This is a genomic window from Acinetobacter sp. XH1741, assembly GCF_041021895.1.
In the GTDB taxonomy this organism is placed as follows: Bacteria; Pseudomonadota; Gammaproteobacteria; order Pseudomonadales; family Moraxellaceae; genus Acinetobacter.
In genome coordinates this window covers 1,139,595-1,162,573 of the sequence record NZ_CP157428.1, presented here as the reverse complement: position 1 = coordinate 1,162,573, position 22,979 = coordinate 1,139,595, and the positions used below count along the sequence as shown (strand labels likewise).

22 protein-coding genes are annotated in these 22,979 nt (G+C 39.0%); 11 read left to right on the top strand and 11 right to left on the bottom strand.

All coding sequences use genetic code 11. The features are described 5' to 3' along the window. Positions 1-7: 7 nt before the first annotated feature. Positions 8-940 (bottom strand): cysteine synthase CysM, encoded by a 933-nt coding sequence (cysM, locus tag ABLB96_RS05600; protein WP_348895541.1) that lies wholly within the window; start codon positions 938-940, stop codon positions 8-10. Between the two features lie 172 nt (positions 941-1,112). On the opposite strand from cysM, the gene ABLB96_RS05595 reads away from it, so the two are divergent. The 6 genes from ABLB96_RS05595 (at position 1,113) to ABLB96_RS05570 (ending at position 8,047) form a co-directional block, all read left to right on the top strand. Then, positions 1,113-3,920, top strand: coding sequence for an ATP-binding protein (locus ABLB96_RS05595; protein WP_348895542.1), 2,808 nt, complete (start codon positions 1,113-1,115; stop codon positions 3,918-3,920). A gap of 97 nt (positions 3,921-4,017) precedes the next feature. Then, entirely contained in the window at positions 4,018-4,806 is a 789-nt protein-coding gene (locus tag ABLB96_RS05590) for a crotonase/enoyl-CoA hydratase family protein (protein WP_016803787.1), read from the top strand. Between the two features lie 11 nt (positions 4,807-4,817). Beyond that, positions 4,818-5,684, top strand: a complete 867-nt coding sequence (locus ABLB96_RS05585) for an NAD(P)-dependent oxidoreductase (protein ID WP_348895543.1) — start codon at positions 4,818-4,820, stop codon at positions 5,682-5,684. A 16-nt stretch (positions 5,685-5,700) separates the two neighbouring features. After that, on the top strand, positions 5,701-6,495 hold the full coding sequence (locus ABLB96_RS05580) for a TIM barrel protein (protein WP_348895544.1): 795 nt from the start codon (positions 5,701-5,703) through the stop codon (positions 6,493-6,495). Between the two features lie 81 nt (positions 6,496-6,576). Further along, positions 6,577-6,978: a ribosome silencing factor gene (rsfS, locus tag ABLB96_RS05575; RefSeq protein ID WP_191015796.1), complete on the top strand. Its 402-nt coding sequence runs from the start codon at positions 6,577-6,579 to the stop codon at positions 6,976-6,978. A 247-nt stretch (positions 6,979-7,225) separates the two neighbouring features. Then, positions 7,226-8,047 (top strand): SDR family NAD(P)-dependent oxidoreductase, encoded by an 822-nt coding sequence (locus tag ABLB96_RS05570; RefSeq protein ID WP_348895545.1) that lies wholly within the window; start codon positions 7,226-7,228, stop codon positions 8,045-8,047. 55 nt (positions 8,048-8,102) lie between these two features. On the opposite strand, the gene ABLB96_RS05565 is transcribed toward ABLB96_RS05570, so the two are convergent. The 3 genes from ABLB96_RS05565 to ABLB96_RS05555 are packed head-to-tail and all read right to left on the bottom strand — an operon-like array spanning position 8,103 to position 11,023. Continuing rightward, positions 8,103-9,557, bottom strand: a complete 1,455-nt coding sequence (locus tag ABLB96_RS05565; protein ID WP_348895546.1) for an NAD(P)(+) transhydrogenase (Re/Si-specific) subunit beta — start codon at positions 9,555-9,557, stop codon at positions 8,103-8,105. Between the two features lie 12 nt (positions 9,558-9,569). Then, positions 9,570-9,884, bottom strand: a complete 315-nt coding sequence (locus tag ABLB96_RS05560) for a proton-translocating transhydrogenase family protein (protein ID WP_000230434.1) — start codon at positions 9,882-9,884, stop codon at positions 9,570-9,572. A gap of 11 nt (positions 9,885-9,895) precedes the next feature. Next, positions 9,896-11,023: a Re/Si-specific NAD(P)(+) transhydrogenase subunit alpha gene (locus ABLB96_RS05555; protein ID WP_348895547.1), complete on the bottom strand. Its 1,128-nt coding sequence runs from the start codon at positions 11,021-11,023 to the stop codon at positions 9,896-9,898. Positions 11,024-11,261: 238 nt separating this feature from the next. Here ABLB96_RS05555 and ABLB96_RS05550 point away from each other — a divergent pair, with 238 nt between their 5' ends. From ABLB96_RS05550 to ABLB96_RS05540, 3 genes are all read left to right on the top strand, one after another. Further along, the gene (locus ABLB96_RS05550) at positions 11,262-12,188 is read left to right on the top strand and encodes a DMT family transporter (protein ID WP_348895548.1); all 927 of its coding nucleotides are present in this window, start codon (positions 11,262-11,264) and stop codon (positions 12,186-12,188) included. 67 nt (positions 12,189-12,255) lie between these two features. Continuing rightward, positions 12,256-12,663 (top strand): RidA family protein, encoded by a 408-nt coding sequence (locus ABLB96_RS05545; RefSeq protein ID WP_348895549.1) that lies wholly within the window; start codon positions 12,256-12,258, stop codon positions 12,661-12,663. Positions 12,664-12,681: 18 nt separating this feature from the next. Then, positions 12,682-13,872: an MFS transporter gene (locus ABLB96_RS05540; protein ID WP_348895550.1), complete on the top strand. Its 1,191-nt coding sequence runs from the start codon at positions 12,682-12,684 to the stop codon at positions 13,870-13,872. Positions 13,873-13,952: 80 nt separating this feature from the next. Here the strand turns inward: ABLB96_RS05540 and ABLB96_RS05535 are convergent, their stop codons facing one another. The 7 genes from ABLB96_RS05535 to ABLB96_RS05505 form a co-directional block, all read right to left on the bottom strand. After that, on the bottom strand, positions 13,953-14,531 hold the full coding sequence (locus tag ABLB96_RS05535; RefSeq protein WP_348895551.1) for a TerD family protein: 579 nt from the start codon (positions 14,529-14,531) through the stop codon (positions 13,953-13,955). 47 nt (positions 14,532-14,578) lie between these two features. Beyond that, complete coding sequence (locus ABLB96_RS05530) at positions 14,579-15,292, bottom strand: TIGR00266 family protein (protein ID WP_348895552.1); 714 nt, start codon at positions 15,290-15,292, stop codon at positions 14,579-14,581. 13 nt (positions 15,293-15,305) lie between these two features. Continuing rightward, entirely contained in the window at positions 15,306-16,601 is a 1,296-nt protein-coding gene (locus ABLB96_RS05525; protein WP_348895553.1) for a VWA domain-containing protein, read from the bottom strand. 76 nt (positions 16,602-16,677) lie between these two features. Next, entirely contained in the window at positions 16,678-17,253 is a 576-nt protein-coding gene (locus tag ABLB96_RS05520) for a TerD family protein (protein WP_348895554.1), read from the bottom strand. Positions 17,254-17,335: 82 nt separating this feature from the next. Then, complete coding sequence (locus ABLB96_RS05515; protein WP_348895555.1) at positions 17,336-18,403, bottom strand: DUF475 domain-containing protein; 1,068 nt, start codon at positions 18,401-18,403, stop codon at positions 17,336-17,338. Between the two features lie 59 nt (positions 18,404-18,462). Further along, the gene (locus ABLB96_RS05510) at positions 18,463-19,041 is read right to left on the bottom strand and encodes a TerD family protein (protein ID WP_348895556.1); all 579 of its coding nucleotides are present in this window, start codon (positions 19,039-19,041) and stop codon (positions 18,463-18,465) included. A 99-nt stretch (positions 19,042-19,140) separates the two neighbouring features. After that, entirely contained in the window at positions 19,141-20,340 is a 1,200-nt protein-coding gene (locus ABLB96_RS05505) for a TerD family protein (RefSeq protein WP_348895557.1), read from the bottom strand. A gap of 783 nt (positions 20,341-21,123) precedes the next feature. Here ABLB96_RS05505 and dusA point away from each other — a divergent pair. Then, positions 21,124-22,128, top strand: coding sequence for a tRNA dihydrouridine(20/20a) synthase DusA (gene dusA / locus ABLB96_RS05500; RefSeq protein WP_348895558.1), 1,005 nt, complete (start codon positions 21,124-21,126; stop codon positions 22,126-22,128). Between the two features lie 336 nt (positions 22,129-22,464). Next, entirely contained in the window at positions 22,465-22,974 is a 510-nt protein-coding gene (locus ABLB96_RS05495; protein WP_348895559.1) for a hypothetical protein, read from the top strand. The last annotated feature ends 5 nt before the right edge of the window (positions 22,975-22,979 follow it).

Below are 22,979 nucleotides of genomic sequence, written 5' to 3'. Positions count from 1 at the left end.
CTCTCAATTATGAGTTATCGTCCTGTACTGAGAACAGACCTGTAGACAAGTAGCGATCACCACGGTCACAGATAATGCAAACAATAACAGCATCCGGATTTTCTTCTGCAATCTTGATAGATGCCCAAACCGCACCACCTGAAGATGTACCCGCACTAATACCTTCCATACGCGCTAATTTACGCATGGTTTTTTCAGCCTCAATTTGAGGAATATCAATAATTCGGTCTACACGACTACTATCAAAAATTGTCGGTAAATATTCTTTTGGCCAGCGACGAATACCCGCAATGCTTGATCCATCTGCTGGTTGTAAACCCACGATCTGAATGTCTGGATTTTGTTCTTTTAAATATTTAGAAACACCCATGATGGTACCGGTTGTACCCATTGAGCTTACAAAATGGGTAATTTTACCGCCAGTTTGTTTCCAAATTTCAGGACCAGTCGTAAGGTAATGCGCTTCAACATTATCCGGATTACCAAACTGATTTAAAACAAAACCTTTGCCGTCTTTTTCCATTTGCAAAGCTAAGTCACGAGCGCCTTCCATACCTTGTTGTGGAGTCACTTCAATCAACTCTGCGCCATAAGCCAACATTGCATCTTTACGCTCTTGGCTCATGTTGTTTGGCATAATAAGTTTCATTTTATAGCCGCGCATTGCTGCAACCATAGCCAATGCAATACCTGTATTACCGCTAGTTGCTTCAATTAATGTATCGCCCGGTTTAATTTGACCACGCTTTTCTGCCTGCATAATCATGTTATATGCGGGACGATCTTTTACAGAACCTGCCGGATTATTACCTTCCAATTTTGCTAAAACCGTTGCTTGCGTATGACAAGACAAGCGCTGCAAACGGACTAGAGGTGTTTTACCTACATAGTGATCTAACAAAAATTCGTCGGCTAAAAAATCAGGTTGTGTATTACTCATGATCAACACCTAAATCGGGGTGGCACTATTGTATGAAAAAATGGTCGGCACTGCACCCATTTCACTATGCTTTTTAATAAAAGTGATTAAAGCTCGGTCATTTATAAAATGGCGTCTGTTTTAAAATAAAGCGTGATAATATGCCCTACAGAGAGATCAATCTGATGTAGCCATGTCTAATTTCAATAAAACCTTATCGAAACGCTTACGTCTGAATCATGCATATGGGCAACTTATTGCTCTTATTTTTGTGCCCATGATGATTTTAACTGGTGTTGGTGCTTTTTTGGTTTTAACTGAAACATCATACTCTGCAAAACAACAGCAACTGCATCACGCTTCGGCTATTTTGGCGCGTTATAATCAAATTGCTAAAGATCTCTATACACTAGTAGAGCTAAAACCTGATGAATATGACCATGCACAAAATATTATGCAAAGCATGTTCAGTGAAAAAAATCTAAAACGTGCTGCTTTAATTGACAGCAATGGTCAAACTTATTTAAGCGTAGGTTATCGAGATAACCGTTACTGGCCAAACTTCACACAAAATAGTAGCTTTTTCGGTCCGATCTCTTATAACCACAATAATATTTACGGCGTTAGCATTAGCAACATCAAAGGAAAAGCCCCTGTTTGGCTAGTGATTGAAATGGATAATCAACCACTAGAATTAGCGCGTTATCGTATTCTGATTGCTTTAGTCATTACCAGCTTGATGACTTTATTATTACTTTTACTCTGTCTAAATTTCTTCTCTCGCCGCTGGGTTGCACCGATGTACGAAATTCGAATGCAGCTACAACGTTTAAATGCAGATACCTTAGACCAGCATATGGTGATTAACAGTACTGGCGAATTACGCTTACTTCAGCGTGATATCGCAAGTCTAGTAAAAAGATTACATTTTAGTTTTTTAGAGCTTAAAGAACATACCGAACAAACCGAAGAAGACTTACGTAGAACATTAGATACACTAGAAGTTCAAAACATTACTTACCGTCAAGCACGTGACCAAGCGATTTCATCAAATCAGGCAAAATCTGTTTTCCTTGCCAATATTAGCCATGAGCTGCGTACACCACTCAACAGTATTGATGGTTTTATTCATTTATTACTTCGCCAACAAAACTTAAATAACGAGCAGAACCTTTATCTACAAACTATTCGAAAATCTTCTGCGCATTTATTAGCATTAATTAACGATGTACTAGATTTCTCGAAGATTGATGCAGGTAAACTGGAACTTGAAACAGCGCCATTTGATTTAGAAGAAGCCATTTTCGATGTTATGGACATGCTATCGCCTTTGGCTGCACAAAAGCATATTGCCATGGCATTTTATTATGCAGATAGCATCCCACAAGAAGTTATTGGCGATGCTTTACGTTTCAAACAAATTTTGACCAATTTAATTTCCAATGCCATCAAGTTCACTCCAGATGGCGAAATTATTGTTCGTGTGCGTATGGAACATGATGATATTGGGCAATGCTTACTGCACTTTAGTGTTCAAGATAGTGGTATTGGTTTAAGTGGTACTGACCGCAAAAAGTTATTTGAGTCATTTTCGCAAGGCGATGCATCTGTTACACGTCAATTCGGGGGTACAGGTTTAGGACTCGCAATCTCAAAACAACTGGTTCACCTGATGCATGGCCAAATTGGCTTTGAAGATAACCAAGAACGTGCGCCAACAGAAAAAGGGTCGACATTCTGGTTTACAGCACAGTTTACTGTAGATGAAGAGCACGAGATTGAGCACCCTCACTTCGAACATTTACAAGTGGTGTCTTATTTAGCTCATCCGGCAACGGCAAGTGTTTTACGCTACTATCTTGAAAACTATCAAGTTCCTCACATTGAAACCCAATCAATCTTGGACTTATTTAGTCGCTTAAAACATCTTGATCAGAAAGACAACACATGGCTTATCGTAGATCATAGCGGTGATACAGAGGCTTTACTCAAAGAAATCCGTAGCCGCTATCAAGGCAATTTAGCAGTTTATGGCTATCAAATGACACTTGAGCCAAACATGCTCACCGAATATCGTGCCCGCCCTCTTTATCAACCATTAAGCCGTAGCGGACTTATTCAATTATTAAGTGATCAACCTATTTTTGAAGAAGAACAACAAGACTTTAATGGTCAGGGTTTACATATTTTAGCGGTCGATGATCACTTGCCAAACTTAATTGTTTTAGAAGCATTATTAGGTGAATTAAATGTTAAAACCTCTAAAGCTTTAAGTGGACAAGAAGCGCTTAATATCATTCAAGAACGCATTGACCAAAAGCTCAAACCGTTTGATTTGGTATTTATGGATATTCAAATGCCAGTTATGTCAGGTATTGATACTACGCGTGCGATTCGCTCGCTAGAGTCAACTTTAGACGGAGAAATGCAGCTTCCAATTATTGCACTAACAGCCCATGCCCTTGCTGATGAAAAACAAAAGCTTCTTAAAGTTGGTATGAATGACTATGTCACCAAGCCAATTCAAATGGAACAAATCATTCAGATATTAACGCAATGGACCAAAAACAACTTCACAGCACAAGCTTTAGATAAAGATCATCATGTTGTTGCTGAAGCATTAGACCCTGAAATTTTAAACTGGCAACAAAGCTTACAATTAGCAGCAAATAAAGAAGATCTTGCTCAAGACTTACTTAAAATGTTGGTAGACAGTTTCCCAACTGAGCTAGATGAAATGCAACAACTCATTGAGCTTGAAGACTTCCCTCAGCTCGAGCATGTGTTACACCGCCTCTATGGTGCAACCCGCTATGTAGGTACACCAAAACTTCAGCAAGTTACTGGTGACTTCGAACAGTTTGTTTCTACTTTACGTAAAGAACGTCGCCGAGCAGATGACGGATTTATTGCAGAAGTCGCAAAACGTTTCGATGAACTAGGACTCGTAATTAAAGAGGTTGAGAGTGCTGCTCACCAAATTTTAGTTATACCCGACTAAACAAAAACCTATAAAAAAGGCATGACTGACCTGTCATGTTTCCAATGTACAGCCATGTTATGCTCCGCTTATCGATAAAAAAATAAGCGGGAATTTCATGGCACTTTTACGTATAGAAAAGAATAATGGCATTGCAACAGTTTATCTAAACCGTCCGGATAAACGTAACGCCATGAGTTTTGCCCTCCTCAAAGAACTCGTTTCAACGGCTAAAGCCATACAAAAAGACCGAGATATCCGCTGTGTAATTTTGACTGGCGAAGCACAAGTGTTTAGTGCTGGTATTGATTTGTCAGATCTTAACAACCCTAAAAACTCTGCATTTGCTATTTGGGAACTTGTAAAACCAGGACAAAGTCTTTTCCAAAAAGCTTTTTTAATTTGGCAGAACTTACCTGTACCTGTTATTGCCGCACTTGAAGGTTATTGCTTTGGTGCGGGAATGCAGCTTGCACTGGCTGCCGATATCCGTATTGCTCACCCAGAAACAAAAATGTCGATTATGGAAAGTCGCTGGGGACTGGTTCCAGATATGGGACTTACCCGCTCACTTAAAGGTTTGATTGGAGTTGATCTTGCAAAAGAGTTGACCTTAACAGCCCGTGTGTTTGACGGAAACTATGCAAAAGATATTGGTCTTGTGACTCATTTAAGTGAAAACCCATTAGAAAAAGCAAATGCAATAGCATCAGAAATGTTGCAACGCTCACCAGATGCCTTGACTGCAGCAAAACGCGTATTGGATGCAATGGAACATCAACCAGAAAAGTCATTACGTTTGGAAAAAATCTGGCAACTTAAATTATTACTTGGTAAAAATAGCAAACTTGCTCGTAAAAAAGACAAACATCCGGAAGTTAAATTTTTACCACGCCAATACAGATAAGAGCTTTAATAATGAATTTTGATCGTAATACACCTATTGCTTTTTTGGGCATAGGGCTTATGGGAAGCCGTATGGCAAGTCGCCTTATTCAAGCGGGCTTTCAAGTCGCTGTCTGGAACCGAACAACATCTGCTTGTGAAGAACTCATTGATATTGGTGCACATGCTCTTGAACTCTCAGAAATTGGTCAATATCCATTAATTTTAATTTGCCTAGCCGATGATAACGCTGTGCAAAGCGTATTTAAGCAAATTCAGTCTCACTTAAAAGCAAATCAAGTTATTGTAGATTTCTCAAGTTTGTCTGTTGCTGCAACCAAAGCACTTGCTCAAACTGCCACTTCACAACACGTAAACTGGATTGACTCTCCAGTTTCTGGAGGAACTGCTGGTGCAGAACAAGGTACTCTTGTCATTTTTGCAGGTGGAGATGCACAAACCATTGAAGCTTTAAATCCTGTTTACAATGTACTTTCCCAACGCGTAACACGTATGGGTGATACAGGTACGGGCCAAGCTACTAAAATTTGTAATCAACTGATTGTGGCAGCAAATAGTACTCTTATTGCTGAAGCTGTAGCACTGGCAGACCGTGCAGGCGTAGATACAACATTACTCGCTCCTGCTCTAGCGGGTGGATTTGCCGACTCAAAGCCATTTCAAATTTTGGCCCCACGTATGGCAACGCATACATTCGAGCCTGTTCAGTGGAAAGTTCAAACATTATCAAAAGATCTTAACAACGCTGTAACATTGGCTAACAATGTTAATTTAGATATTCCTGTTGCACAAAAAGCTCTATTACAGCTACAAACTCACCAAAAAAATGGCTTTGCTGAGAAAGATTTAGCTACTATGATTCAAGTAGTAGAGCAATAATAAAAGGAGTTTGTGTATGGGTCGTCTTGCCGTCAACTTATCCATGATTTTTACCGAAGTTTCTTTAATTGAACGCTTTGCATTAGCCCATGCAGAGGGCTTTGAGCATGTAGAAATCCAATTCCCATACGAGCTTTCTATTTCTGAGATCAAAGAACAATTAGAACGTTACAACTTAGGTTTATGCTTAATTAATGTTCCAGCTGGCGATCTTATGCAAGGTGGAAATGGTCTGACAGGTGTACCCGGTCAAGAAAAAGCATTTCTTGAAGCATTAGAGCTAGCAATTCACTACGCCACTGCATTAAACGTACCACGAGTTAATATTTTGGCAGGCAAGCAACCTCAAGATTCAGACTTACTCCCTTGCCTTAAAACACTTGCAAGTAATTTAAAGCTGGCTTGTGATCTTCTTACAGAACATGATATTGAACCTGTATTTGAAATGATTAATGGCACCGATATGCCACGCTTTTTGGTACAGAACATTGCTCAAGCCCAAGAAATGCTAGAAGCAGTCAATCATCCCGCCCTAAAAATGCAATATGACTGTTACCATATGGCGATGATGGGTGAAGATGTACTAGAAGGTCTACAAGAGAATATTCATCAAATTGGCCATATTCAATTTGCAGATTGTCCGGGACGCCATGAACCCGACACGGCTCAAATCCCATATGAACAAATTTTTTCTTGGATTAAACAAAGCTCTTATGAGGGCTATATTGCGGCCGAGTACAAACCTAAAAACGGGTCAAATCAATCATTTACATGGAAAAATAAATATTTCTCTGATGATGTAAATATATAAACTGTTACTAGTTTAGTTTGAAATTCTGAGCGAAAACCACTATATTAGATAGTGAGTAATTGTCAGGAAAATATACCCTATATGAATTTAGAACCATCGCCCAGCGTGTCTAATTCTCACGATTTCGCAATGAATACCTCAAATAAAGACGTACAAGCTTGTCTCAAAGTCGTCCATGACGCTTTAGTTGATGTAAAAGCAAAAGATATTCTACAGTTAGATGTTAGTTCTATTAGCAATGTTGCTGATGCTATTGTCATCGCGAGTGGTACTTCTACTCGTCACGTCAAAGCACTTGCTGACAATGTTGCAGAAGAAGCTCGAAAAGCTGGTTTCCGCCCGATTGGCGTTGAAGGCGAACGAGATGCCGAATGGATCTTAATTGATCTTGGCTATGTTGTAGTACACGTGATGCTACCAACTGCCCGCAAATTCTATGATTTAGAAAGCTTATGGCGTACTGCCCCAGAGTCAGTCGCATAAAATTTTGCTTTTAAAAAAAGCGGCTCTTTTGAGCCGCTTTTTTGTTTATATCTCTTCTTATGCTGTAACACGATAAACCTTTACCTCATATCCCCCACAACACTATTGCCTTTCCTATTAAACTTTCATGCATATTAAAGTCAGTCATCGGCCACAAATAAATTTGACATGACAAATTGTCAGAATTGCAGCACTATACAAATTCTTGAAGTTCCCACCAATAAATAACATAACCGGAGTACAGAAAGTGAAGATACTCATTACAGGTGCCAACACAGGGATTGGCTTTGCCACAGCAGAACAACTTGTAAAACAAGGACAACATGTAATTTTGGCATGCCGAAATTCTCAAAAAGCTCAAGAAGCGCAAAACAAACTGCGCTCACTTAACCAAGGGCAAGTCGATATCGTTTCTCTTGATTTGAATAGTCTTGAGCTAACCCAAAAAGCTGCCGATGAAATCACAGACAAATATGGCAGCCTTGACGTACTCATTAATAATGCAGGTTTATTTTCTAAAACCAAACAACTTACAACTGATGGCTTTGAGCAACAATTTGGCGTTAATTATTTAGGCCATTTTTTACTAACCCAGAAACTCATTCCAGTTTTAAAACAATCTCCCAAAGCACGCATTATTCATCTTGCATCTATTGCTCACTGGGTTGGCTCAATTAAACCCAATAAATTTCGTGGAGAAGGATTTTATAATCCCCTGTTCTATTATGGACAATCGAAGCTTGCAAACTTACTGTTTAGCAATGCATTAGCAGAGCAACTCGCAGACAGTTCAATTACCAACAATGCTTTACATCCAGGTGGAGTTGCTTCCGACATTTATCGTGAACTACCAAAGCCAGTTTATGCAGTGATGAAATTAGGCTTAGTACCCACTTCTGTACCAGCAAAGCTCATTACAGAAATGGCAATTGGAGACGCATGGCAAAACCGCAATGGCGAATACGTTAGCGCGCATATGCCAGACTGGAGATCTTCACATGCTAAAAATCAACAACTGGCACGCGACCTCTACCAACAATCAATGGACTTGGTAGAGAAATTTATTTAAAAAATTAGTCCAAATAAAAAACCACCCGAAGGTGGTTTTTTTATTTCAAAGCAACTTAGTGACCTGTGCCATTAATTGCTTTCGTCATATCTTCAACAACTTTCTTGGCATCACCAAAGATCATCATTGTTTTTTCGTTATAGAACAAATCGTTGTCTAGACCTGCATAACCCGTTGCCATAGAGCGTTTAATTACCATGATTGTACGCGCTTTATGAGCTTCAAGAATCGGCATACCATAAATTGGCGAGCTAGGATCATCTTTTGCAGCTGGGTTTACAACATCGTTTGCACCAATTACAAGTACTACGTCAGTTGCTGGAAAGTCCGAATTAATCTCATCCATTTCCAAGATATCTTCATAAGCCACGTCCGCTTCAGCAAGCAATACGTTCATGTGACCAGGCATACGACCTGCAACTGGATGGATAGCAAAACGAACACGAACACCTTGCTCTTTTAGAATCTCACACAACTCTTTTACAGCATTTTGTGCACGACCTTGCGCCATACCATAACCCGGTACAATCACAACGCTGTCTGCATTTGACATCAAGAAGCCAGCATCATCAGCAGAACCCGAACGATGGTTACGTTGAACTTGCTCACCCTTAGCAGCTGTAGAAACTGCTGCACCACCCATTGCCCCACCAAACAATACATTGATGATTGAACGGTTCATTGCTTTACACATGATGTACGAGAGAATCGCACCAGATGAACCTACGAGAGAACCCGCAACAATCAACATGTTATTTTCAAGGGTAAAACCAATACCTGCCGCAGCCCAACCAGAGAATGAGTTAAGAAGCGATACCACAACAGGCATATCACCGCCACCGACCGGCGCAATCCAAACCCAACCAAATGCAAGCGCAAGTGCTGTCATTGCCCAGAAAGCAGTCATGTTGCCAGTTGTGAAGAAGTAAAAACCACAAGCCAACATCGCGATAAAGATAAGCGCTTGAACAGGTTTAACCCATGCTCCAGAAATCGTTTTAGCCCATTTTTTCGCAGCCAATTTACCATAGGCAAATACAGATGCGGTAAAGGTAATTGCACCAACGAAACAACCAACAAATAATTCAAACAAGTGAATCTTGCTCATGTGCGCATGTTGTACGCCAGCTGCCGTTAACGCTGCTTCATTTTGAGCAAATAATTCAGTAAGTTGGTTGTTATGTAAAATTGCGGCAATCGCAATTAAAACAGCAGCTAAACCCACCAATGAGTGCATAAGCGCAACAGTTTCTGGCATTTGTGTCATTGGTACGGTACGTGCACGAGCAATACCCACAATTGCACCTAATACCATTGCACCACCGATCATCCAGATCACTGGGTTATTGGCAACAAAGAAGGTTGTTATAACGGCAATCGCCATTGCGATCATACCGTAACGGTTACCTTGAATTGCTGTTTTAGGGCCAGACAAGCCACGAAGCGTCAAGATAAAGAGAATTGCGCCAACAAGGTACAACCAGTTTGCATTTGCTTGAATAAATTCCATGTCAAAGCCCTCTTATTTCTTTTGCTTAGGCTTGAACATTTCCAGCATGCGCGCAGTTACTGCGAAACCACCGAAAATATTAATGCTTGCTAAAAATACTGCAATCGCACCGAGTACGCTCACCACATTCACACTTTGAAATGCAACGTTAGCATCTACACCTAAAACTGGCAGACCTACAGTTTGCAACATCGCACCCACTACAATAATAGATGACAATGCATTGGTGACCGCCATAAGTGGCGTATGCAAAGCAGGTGTAACACCCCAAACAACGTAATAACCTACGAAGATGGCAAGGACGAAAATTGTAATAGTTTCAACCATGAGAAATCTCCTTAACCACGCTTAAGCAGTACTTGACCGCCATGAGTGACCAATAGGGCTTTTTGGATTTCGTCTTCCTGATTAATCACAAAGTTTTTCTCTTTGTCGAATAAAGTCTCTACGAAATTAAAAACGTTACGCGCATATAATGCAGAAGCTTCTGTTGCTACAGTGGCCGGAATATTTGGAACACCCAAAATTTTCACGCCATTTTCTGTAAACACAGTCTCGCCCACTTTAGAGCCTTCAACGTTACCACCCGTTTCAACCGCCATATCTAAAATGACAGAGCCCGGCTTCATTTTGGCAACAGTTTCAGCTTTAATCAGACGTGGTGCATCACGACCCGGTAACAATGCTGTTGTAATCACGATGTCTGCATTAGAAACAGCCTTATCAACAATCGCAGCTTGGTCTTTAATGTATTGCTCACCCGGCATCCAGCCATAACCATTTTTTGCTGCATCTGCTGCACGTTGTTGCTCTTCTTCAGACATTGGCACGTCTAACCACTTGCCACCTAAAGACTCAACTTGATCTTTTGCTGTAGGACGTAAATCAGTCGCTTCAACCACTGCACCCAAACGTTTTGCGGTAGCAATCGCCTGAAGACCCGCAACCCCAACACCCATGATCACAACACGTGCAGGCTTTACAGTACCCGCAGCAGTCATCAGCATTGGGAACATGCGTTGATATTCAGCAGCAGCAAGCAAAACTGATTTATAACCAGCTAAGTTTGCTTGAGAAGACAACACATCCATGTTTTGTGCACGAGAAAGCGTACGAGGAAGCAGTTCTAGAGCAAAAGCAGATACTTGCTGAGTCGCAAATTGATCTAGCTCGGTGTTACGATAAGGATCAAACATTGCTACAACAGCTGTATTTGCTGCAAGTTTTTGAATTTCCTCGCCTTGTGGCGCACGAACTTTCAAAATAATTTGACTACCCGTATAGGCATCATCCGTAATGGTTGCACCGACCTGTTCATAAGCACTATCAATGTACGCAGCCTTTACACCAGCACCACGTTCAATCACAACGCTATGACCAGCGCTAATCAACTTCTTTACTGTCTCTGGCGTAGCAGCTACACGATTTTCACCGACGACAGTTTCGGTTGGGATTCCGATCTGCATGAGCGTTCCTCAAGCTAATTTCTCATTGTCAAAAACATTGCAACCTGCAATGTTTCCCCCATGTGTATTCTTTGTACAGAATTTGGATTCTAATTGAACTTTTTGAAAATACCACCCAATATTTATTTAATAAATACCCATATTTTGAACTGATGATTCACGTTATTAAAATAGGGGTGTAACATAGGAGGATTTTTCTTTTTCTACAGACAACAGTCTCTCTTATACAGTCCTGTATATGAAAATTTCTTTATCATCGTTTCAAATTGGGTCTTTTTTTGCTCTTTGCTCTGCTTTTCTATTCAGCACAAAAGCAATCTTTATTAAACAGACTTATGCCCTTTCTCCATTAGTAGACGGTACAGTCCTGATGGCTTTACGTATGTTAAGCGCTTTACCGTTCTTTCTATTAATTTGCTGGTTCAATAGGCATCATAATCAGGGCATAAAAAAGAAGGATTGGCTAATTTTAATTTTTGCCGGTCTATTAGGCTACTACTTCGCCAGCTGGCTCGATTTCACGGGTCTTATGTTTATTAGTGCTTCTTTAGAGCGAATTATTCTTTTTTTATATCCCACACTCACCGTGATCGCTTCGAGTCTACTCTACAAACAAAAATTAGATGTAAAAAGTTGGTTTGCCATTTTTCTTAGTTATGGTGGAACCGTACTAGTGATGCTCCAAGAGCACAACAACGCACCAATTCAGGGCAACTTCTGGTTAGGTACAAGTTTCGTATTTGCAAGTGCAGTGGCTTTTGCAGGATATTTACTCCTAACTCCTTCACTCATTAAAAAATTTGGTTCTTGGAATTTCACAGGTTTAGCATTAACTATAGCTTGTATCGGAACATTAACGCACTACACATTGAGTACCCCTCACCCAGTTCAACTGTTATTACAACTTCCCTCTAGCGTTATTTGGTATGGCATTGGCTTAGGCTTTTTAGTTACCGTCTTACCCACAGTTATGCTCATGCAAAGTATTGAACGTCTCGGTGCATCTCAATCTGCAATGATTGCTTCAATTGGACCAGTTTTAACGATTTTGCTTGCTGTTGCTTTTTTAAATGAGCATTTAAATATGTGGCAATGGATTGGCTGCCTTCTTAATATAGTAGGCGTAATGATGATTACCCTCAGAAAAAAACGACTAAAACATTAAATCTGCTTGACCTCAACTTAAGTTGAGGTTGGATACTCACCTAACTTTCAATAAACGGCTGAGATCCATGAAAAAAGAAGCTTTTAAAATTATAAACCCATCGACTTTATACAACCCCACTCCAAATGCTTATAGCCATGTTGCTATAGTCCAAAATTTTAAAAATATTATTCATGTTGCGGGTCAAGGAGGTGAAGATGCAAAAGGTGAATTAAGTTCAGATTTTCAAGAACAAGCCATCCATGTTTTTGATAACATCCAACATGCCTTAACAGCAGCAGATGCAGAAATCACAGATATCGCTGTTTTAAGGGTTTTAATTGTTGATCATTCGGATGAAAAACATCAAATTTTGATTAAAATCATGCAAAATCTATGGAAAAATCATCCTTTTCCAGCCTGCACACTCATTCCCGTGCCACGCCTTGCATTAGAACGCATGCTCATTGAAGTTGAAGCAACGGCATACACTTAATAAAACTGAGAGAACATCATGTCTACCCCTGAAGATATCAGTCAAAATAAACCTTTGCTTTGGTTGATGGCAGCAGCATGTGGCTTGTGTGCAGGTGTGAATTATTATTGTCAGCCTCTAATTCACTCTATTCAGCAAGAGTTTGCTGTAACTCAAGCACAAGCTGCTTTAACAGTAACATTTGCTCAAGTGTCTTATGCCCTCGGTTTACTTTTTATTGTACCGATGGGCGATATCGTCAATAAAGCCAAGGCTATTCCGTTTTTGATGGTGCTTTGCGCAGTTGGTCTATTTACATCTGCATTTTCAGTTAACTTACCTATGCTCTGGATCGGCACAATTTTAGCGGGCTTGTTTTCTGTTGCAGCTCAAGTGCTTATTCCACTTGCAACGATGACAGTCAAACCTGAAAAAACTGGCGAGATTATTGGCTTTTTAATGAGTGGCTTATTGGTCGGGATTTTACTCTCTACCAGTCTGGCTGGTTTGTTCTCAAACTTATTTCACTGGAAAGTCGTATATATAGTCAGTGGCGTATTAATGCTTCTGTTGGCATTTACTTTAAAAAGTCGCTTGCCTTATGTCATGCGTATGAAAATGAACTATGGGCAAATCTTTGTCTCCATGGCTCAGCTTTTAAAGCAAGAGAAGCGACTATTATTAAGAGCGCTTACGGGTGCTTTTGCCTTTGCAGCAGTGAGTACTTTGTATTCCACTATCGCACTGCTACTCACTTCGGCACACCATTTACCCGATCTATTTATTGGACTCGTCCCTCTAGTCGGTATTTTTGGTGCTTTATCTACACGTTATATTGGCAAATATGCAGACCAAGGCTACACAAGCTTACTCACTTGGATGGGTTGCGGGCTGTTCTTGGTAAGCTGGATCTGTTTCTACTTCGGACAGACTCTAATTTCTACTTATGTTATTGGCTTTGCTTTAATTCAATTAGCACTCGCGCTCGTTCACACCAGCAACCAGAGTATTATTTTCCGTTTACGTCCAGATGCCAAATCTCGTATTAATGCCATTTATATGACTACTTACTTTATTGGTGGTGCAGCTGGTTCAGCATTAGGAATTTTTGCATGGAATCGTGGTGGATGGACCATGACATGTATAGCAGGTGTGGGACTCGTTGCATTTTGCATTTTATTTAGTGTTATTGATGCTTTCTTACAAAAAAAGCAGATGCTTCACTCATAAGGTAATTTGTTAAAAATCAAATTTCTATACTCCACCATTGCTTTCAACAATGGTGGGCTATTACTTAGTCACTATATTAGTTAAATATGAGGTAATACAAAAGGTACGATATCTTGAAAAGTACGGCCATGTACATTTTCACCAATTGCATGCATTTTCCAAGCATCGTTATGTCGATAAATTTTTGCAATGATTAGACCAGTATGAGCGCCTTGCGAAGAAAGTTTATAACTTGCAATTTCATTATTATTTGATTGATCAACTAATCGGCAAAATGCATTTTCCACTTTCTCAAAGGTCTGACCTCGGAAACTATTAACAGTAAAAACCAAAGATTTTACTTGTGCTGGAATCTGGTTAAGGTTGACACGAATTACTTCATCATCCCCACTTCCCGCTCCTGTTAAATTATCTCCCGAATGGCGAATACTCCCATCTCTACTTTGCAGTTGGCCAAAGTAGACAACATCAAGCATTTTTTTATTTTCATCAAATAAAATTACAGAAGCATCAAGATCAATATTACCGCCACCGCCAAAACCAAAAAAACCTTTGCTTTTTACTACATCCCAACCCACCCCTAAGAAAACTTGTTGAAGGCTACTACCATCTGCTTTTTGCAAATTGATTTTCTGACCTTTTTCTAAATTAATTGCCATATTATGGATCTTCCTATGAGGACTATAAAAATGATTACTTTTATTTTTTAATGAGACTGTTGACGGTTTAACTTAGACATCAACCACTGTAAAAAATTATTTCGGTTTCTTGAACAAATGATAACTTTACCAGCTCCTGAAAAACGTAAAACCATGCCTTCACCACTGGTTACGCTATTTACTAAATTTCCGAGAAAACCACTATTTTGTGAAGTTGAAACCGATAAATGATAATTTAACCGTGAATCCCAGCAGACTACATGTCCATTATCAATCACAACCTCTTTATTGGGCTCTACCTCTAACTCAAACAAGGTTCCACAACCTGAAACTACAACTTGTCCATGTCCACTCGTTTCCATGACAAGAAAACCACCTGTATTTCCAAAGAAAGCACCACCAAGACTGCTATTTAATTGTGCTTTGACTTCTACTGAATCATGTGCGGCAACAAATGCACCATCACTTAACATGTACTGGGTTGTACCAACATCGAGAATCTGCATATCTCCATCTAGTGAAGCAGACAATAAACAGTCTCCATCTCCACGTACAGCTTCGATATGCTGCTGAAATAAAGATTCATCATTGGCAAAACGACGTAATAAGGATTGCATTAAACCGCCCTGTAGTCGCCCCTTTAACTCCAGAGCATCTTCCATCATGACCATTGCATTACTTTCACAATAAATACGGTCTCCACGGCGCATTGCAACATGCAAAAATGGTTCTGGTGAACCCACCAAACTAAAGTGTGCCATTTTATTAACCCTTTTAATCTCTAACAATTTGATGATGCCTAGCAGCATTCAACCAATCGGGAAATTCTTGTAATAACAATTCATATAAGTGCTCATCCGAAACACTATCAATTCGGTCTAAATTAAAGAAATTACAGTTATCAACAATACGACCAGACATTTCATCCAGCTTTTCAAGTGCACCATAATCACGACCACCAATTCCTACAAATTGCCAAAAAATTGGAAGTGAAGCGGCTTGAGATAATATTTTTTTCATTTGTCGACGGCTTCCCACTCCACCATCGGAAATAAACAGAACATAAGTTGGAATTTGATCATCAAATTTACGAAAGTAATTAATTACAGCTTCAATCGCTGGAATTTCTTCGTTATAGCGTGCACCAACCGACCAGTTTTTCCAGCCTTGTTGAGTCGTATTAATGAAATCATTAACATTAGTTAAAGTAACATCGTCTAGCTGTATAGTTTTAGCAGCGAATGCCCAACATTCGAAGCTTCCATTATCATCAAAATGAATAGCTAATGGCATTAGACGATTAACTACCTTTTGCACATCACCACGGCGATATTGCCAATCCATTGATCCAGAAGCATCAAGCACTAGTGCGACTCTTGCCGTCACACCAAGCAAATTCTTTTTCTCTAATTGAACCAAAGATTTTTTAGTTAGATCAATAATTGAAGCATTACCCGTTTTTTCTGCTTTTTCCAGAGACAGTTTTTTCTTTAGTTCAACCCTTGTTTGTTGCACCGTAGAATCTTTCTGTACAACTCCTTCATCTGCAACCTCTCCACCAAAATGGCGGATCAATGTAGCTAAACCCTCATTAAAACCTTGGCCAATGGCAGCTATTCGCCAAGTATTATCTTTCCGATAAATCTCAAGCAACATTACGGCACGTTCTTGATCGAATAAATTGCCATTTAATTCAAATGCAGCAATAGGTTGATTTTGTAAATTCACTATTTTGACAGTCATTTGCTGTAAATTCGACATTACAGCTTGACCATCAATTGAAGCAGTTAAAACTAAATGATGAATATTTACGGGAAGATCCTGAAGATCAATTTTAAACTGTATAGACTGGTAATTATTTTCAAGCAACCGTACAGCCCGACATGGTGTTTCAGGTTGATTATAAAATGTCATATATCGTTCATCACTTAAACGATAATTTAGATCAAGCCCAAAAGTAGCAATATCTAGCTCAAAATTTGCTTGATATTGAATCTGGATAAAAAAAGAGTGTTGCCCTTGAAAAATATCATTTAATTTTATTTTTTGTCCGCGAATTAGACTTAACATATAAAGCAATAACCTATTTTTATCATTTATAAATACAGAGTTGAAAGATAGTGCCTAAGCACTATCTTTCTATAGCTTAGACAGAAACACCATAAGAAGCAGCTAAAGGCCCCAAACCACCGGCAAAACCTTGACCGATTGCACGGAATTTCCATTCACTACCGTGTTTATAAAGTTCACCAAAAATCATTGCCGTTTCAGTGCTACTGTCTTCAGATAGATCATAACGTGCAATTTCATTGCCACCCGCATCATTACTCACGCGAATGTAAGCATTAGCAACTTGTCCAAAGTTTTGATTACGAGCTTGACCATCATAAATTGTGACAGCAAAAATTACTTTTGATACATCAGTAGGGACCTTACTTAAGTCCACACTTAAAGTTTCGTCATCGCCGTCGCCTTCACCTGTACGGTTATCGCCATTATGAATTACGGAGCCATCAGCTGACTTTAAATTATTAAAGAAAATAAAGTCATTATCTGCACGAACCTTACCATTTTCATTGATTAAAAATGCAATTGCATCTAGGTCAAAAGCAGCTCCATCCGTCACGCGAGGATTCCAACCTAAACCTACTGTTGTTTTAGTAATACCAGGTGCTTCTTTTGTTAAACTAACATTACCGCCTTTAGTTAAACTAATTGCCATGTGAGTTACTCCTTATTAAATTTTAACTTATCGTTTATTTCATTAAGCTGATAGTCACTAAATCAATGATCTATCAAATTTTTTATGAAGTTTGTGTTTGACTTTTACTGTAAGCAATTGAAGATAGTACAGCCCATGCAATAAATGCGATACCAATTAAGCCTGTAACAACCTCAGGAACGTGACCACCTGTTCCTGTGTACAACATAATTGCCGCTAAAGCGCCAATGGCGTAATGTGCACCATGCTCTAAATATATAAAAGCTTCCAATGTGCCTTGTTCAACTAAATAAATAGTCATTGAACGGACGAACATTGCACCTATTGCTAAGCCCAACATAATGATGACAACATCATTTGTAATTGCGAATGCGCCAATAACACCATCAAAGCTGAATGAAGCGTCTAAAACCTCAAGATAAAGAAAACCACCAATACCTGCTTTTACAATATTAGTTGTCTTACCAGATACTTGCTCTTCACTTGATTCGTCATCACTACTTTCCAGCAAGTGCCCTATGACCTGAACACCGATATATACTACGATGCCCCAAATACCAGCCACAATCACAATTAACTTCTGTTCTACAGGAACAAATGCCGACATGGTAAGTAGAGCGATGAGCGATACAAATACCGACATTGCCGGGATGTTGGCTAAATTAGATAGATGTGCTTCCAACCAGTGGAACCAATGTGTATCTTTGCCATCATCAAATAAAAAGTTCAAAAATACTAAAAGTAAGAACATGCCGCCGAAAGCTGAAATTTCCGCCTGATGAGCTAATAACTTCTCAGAATATTCTTTAGGATCATTTAATGCTAACTTAGCAACTTCAATCATTCCCATGTCTGCTGTTACGCCAACAATTAATAAAGGGAAAATTAAACGCATACCAAATACAGCAACTAATATACCTACTGTAAGAAAAATCTTTTTCCAGAATTCATCCCAGTTTCGTAATACTGAAGCATTTACAACCGCATTATCGAAAGATAAAGAGACTTCCATAACGGCTAATACACCTGTAATCAATAATGCTTTAAGCATCATAGAAAAACCGGCATTCGGCCCATGGGTAAAGCCCCACCATGCTGCTAATCCCAAACAGATCAAGCTAAAAAAAATTGAGAAACGAAAATGTTTCATTTTTTACCTTTTATAAAAAATTTAACGGTATCCATCATTTATTTATTGAAATGATAATTTTAACCAACCTGAATACCATATTGTTGACACATTGCAGCTAGTCCACCAGAGTAACCTTGACCTACAGCTTTAAATTTCCACTCACCGTTATGACGATAGACTTCTCCAAATACCATTGCAGTTTCTGTTGAATAATCTTCAGCCAAGTCAAAACGTACGACTTCTACATTTGTATCTTGATTTACCACTCGGATAAACGCATTTGCGATCTGACCAAAGTTTTGACCTCTTGCTTGCGCATCGTGAATCGTTACAGTAATTGCTATTTTTTCAACTTCAGGTGCAACTTTTGAAAGATTTACCACTAAAGTTTCATCATCACCATCGCCCTGTCCAGAACGATTATCCCCAGTATGCTCTACTGCACCATCTTGTGATTTAAGTTGATTATAAAAAATAAAATCATGATCACCACGAACCTTACCACTAGCTGTTAGTAAGAATGCACTCGCATCTAAATCAAATCCAGCACCATCAGTTGCACGTTCATCCCAACCCAATCCAATTAAAACTCGAACTAAATTAGGATCTGTTTTACTTAGGGATAAATTTCCACCTTTACTTAAACTAATTGCCATTTTGTTTTTTCTCCTCGTTTGAAAGTTTTAAATTCAATAGTCTAAAAATTTAAAAATAGATAAATTGTTCTTATCTAATATTTAACTCAAATATAAAATTTATTTACTACCCGCAACCCAACGCAGTCCGAAACCAAATGCTTGATCTAGCTCCCGATGTCCACGCACGTAACGCACATGGCGCTGAACTTGAATACTGCCACCTTTGTTTATTAACTCAACAATACCGCACATACCTAAAGGCTGCCCTTCTGACAAACGAACCTCAATAGGGGGTTGATCAGGTACATAAATTGTCACTACTGCATCTGTTTCAGCCCAATTCGGTACGCCTTCATAAATAAAAGCAAATAGCACTACGCGATGAATCTGTTGCCACTGCTTGCCATTAATCCTGAGCCATTCACCCTCTTTTAATGCTCCCGTACGATCATCAGCAGATAGTTTAATAAATGGAAAACTATCAAAATCACCAAACTGGTTACCTAAGGCTTGAATAACTGATTTATGACCATTCTGCATCTCAAATAAACAACCTAAATCTAAATCAATTCCCTGATTTTGATTAAGTAACTTTTTAAAGAAACTGCCAGATTGAACCTGCTGAGAACGCTGATTCCAATTCAAATTAATTTTAATTTCGCCAAACCCATGGTCTTGTTTCTTTAAATTAATCTGACTATTACGTTTATCCAGCGTAATTTTACTTAAATTAATTTTAGGTTGAGGGACGGGTAATGGTTTAGGTTGGGTATCTAAAACAGGGACAATAGGTTGATCACTAATTTCAACCCCAAAATATTCAGATAAAGGTTTTAGTCCACCATTAAAACCCTGATTCACAAAACGGAATTTCCATTGATCTTTATGACGGTAAATTTCACCTAAAATTAACGCTTTTTCTGTTTTTCCAGCGCTTGGGACAATTGCTGTAGCAGTATGCTGCCCACTCTCCCATAATTCAATTTGGATATCTTGAATTGCATTAAGGGTACCGTGACCATCAACCGTAGCACACATGGCGATCTTGTTAATATCAACATCTAGTGCCCGTGTATTAATGTTAAATTGAGCTAGATACGGTGCTTTATTTGTGCTTTCAATCAACTCAACACTACTACTTGGCGTTTGCTTTTGACCGTAAAAAACCATGTCTGCATCACCACGAACCTTCCCTTGAGAGTTTAGTAGATATGCGGTCATATCTAACTCTATATCCGATGGCACAATTGTTTTAACTTTTAAATGGAATTGCGTGCAGCTCAAAACCAGATTTGCACCCGTAATGAGTTGTTGCATTGATCTTACCTCTTCTTAATTTTATATTTTTACGCCGAATATCTTTTAATCACTCCAGAAATCGTTCTACCTAGCAAACATGTGTCACTGTTCCGAACATATTTCTATGAGCAGCAAAAACAACAGCCTTATCTGTGTCAAATAAAATAATTTATATGCGCTTTAACTCAACTTCATAAACCTGAAAAGCAGGATAAATCATCGAAATTTGTGTCGAATAAATCATTTTTTACCTGATAGACCATGCTGTAACTCGATCCCAAACATATAATTCTTAAATTTAAATTAGAAAATAGACATAACAGTCTTTATATTACACAAATACTTAAATTTATGCTGCTTACATTGATCAAACTTTGCATTTTTTAGATGAATAATTAATTTTTTCGAGTAGGAATAATAAAAAAAAGAACAAAACTCATGCCACTCTCTGATATATAAGTATTCTTTAAAAGTCTTTAGTTTATTTAATAATATATAGCTCACTCAAAAACTTAGTTTTTTAGATAATATTTTTAGTATGGTTTATCTTTATTTATTACAGGTAAATTTTCCTCAGTAAAATTTTATTGGCTTAAATTTAACTGACTATTACTTCGTTCATTAAGCTCTTACAAAAAAAGCAAATGGTTCACTCATAAGGTAATTTGTTAAAAATCATCTCTATATGTTCAACACAAGGGCGGTCATAAAGTACTCGGTTAAATGCCTCTGTCGATTCAAGGCTAAACCCCGTATAATGCTGCCCTTTCTTTAATTTAGCGACTTTGGGGTCTATTGGTTATGCAATCACTTCAATCGTTACAACCTCGTATTTCAGTTGCCCCAATGATGGACTGGACAACGAAGGATTACCGATTCTTTGCGCGGTTGTTTAACCCAAACGTCGTGCTTTATACAGAAATGGTGACTACGGGCGCGATTTTATTTGGCGATGCAAAACGCCACTTGGACTATAACGCTCAAGAACACCCAATCGTTTTGCAGCTTGGTGGTTCAAATCCTCAAGAGCTTGCCACCTGTACAAAAATGGCTGAAGACTGGGGATATGATGAAGTTAACCTTAATGTAGGCTGCCCAAGTGACCGCGTACAGAACAATAAAATCGGTGCATGTTTAATGGCAGAGCCAGACTTGGTCGCTGAATGTATTCATAGCATGCAAAAGGCAGTGAATATTCCCGTAACTGTGAAGCACCGTATTGGTATTGATGACATGCAATCCTACGAAGAAATGCTACATTTCGTAGATACTGTTGCTGCAACTGGTTGTACTTATTTCGTTGTACATGCGCGTATTGCGATATTGAAAGGCCTGTCTCCAAAAGAGAACCGAGAAGTACCGCCACTACGTTATGAAGATGTCTACCGTTTAAAACAAGAACGTCCACATCTCACCATCGAAATTAACGGCGGAATTAAAACTTTTGCCGAAACTCAAGCTCATTTACAGCACGTGGACGGCGTGATGATTGGCCGTGAAGCGTATCATAACCCTTACCTGCTTGCTGAGCTCGGCCAACTTTGGAACTTAGAAGCACCAGATCGTTTCGATATTATGGAGCAAATGCTTCCGTATATTGAACAGCGTATGGCTGAGGGCGCGCCGCTTTCTATCATTACCCGTCATATTTTAGGCTTATTCCAAAATTTACCGGGTGCCCGTAAATGGCGTCAGGCATTGAGCGGTGGAAATGCCAAAACTTTAGCTGATGTCGAGAATGCGATTCGAAACATGCAAGCGGCACTTATTCGTACTGAAGAATATGTAAAAGAGCATCAAATCTAAACTCGCTTAGCCTTCTTAAATTGTAAGAAAATGTGGCATTTTAAATCAGAGACTTAGATTTTGAGTATATTCGCAAATGTTGGTTCAAAATATTCAAATTTAAGCTCTGTTTAATTATTTTTATTCAGTTTTATCAAATACTTAAATTTCATCGTTTTTTAACGTTATTTTAGTTAGCTTATTTTTTAACAGTCAGGAATAAAAACTGGAAAAAAGATACGTTATTACATAACATAAACAAAACTTTTAAGATTGGGCCATTAGTATCTCTGAACGCCACAGGTAGGTGGTGATCTTCTAAATACGGATATAGGTAGTACGGGTAGAGATTTCACGATGATTATTTATGACGGACAAGTAGCTGATAACTATATGTATCAGAATTCAAATCAGGCAGCGATTGTTGTATCACACAGTACACCAGGCCTTCCTTATCCCTTCACCATGAAACCCAATAGTCACCGTACTGAACCCAACACTCCTCCAGCCATTGATGTAGAAAAATTCGTAGCCAAACTAGAAAGTATTACCTCTCGACGCAGCAAAGCTCGCTGTGCACGTAGCATTCGTCTCGCACTTGAATCTGCTGGTGCCGATGTTGAAAACCATCCAATCGCAGCATCTGATTGGGGTGATACACTCAAAAAGATTGGCTACAAAGAAATTAACCCTGCCTTTGATGAACCCCAAGAAGGCGACATTTATATCATTCACAGAACTCGTAATCATGTTTATGGACATATCGCAGGTTACACTGGAAGTGAATGGGTTTCTGACTTCAAACAAAGCAGTTACGACGTCTATAAAGATGACAATGTGACGTACACCTACTATAGATTAGGTTAATTCAA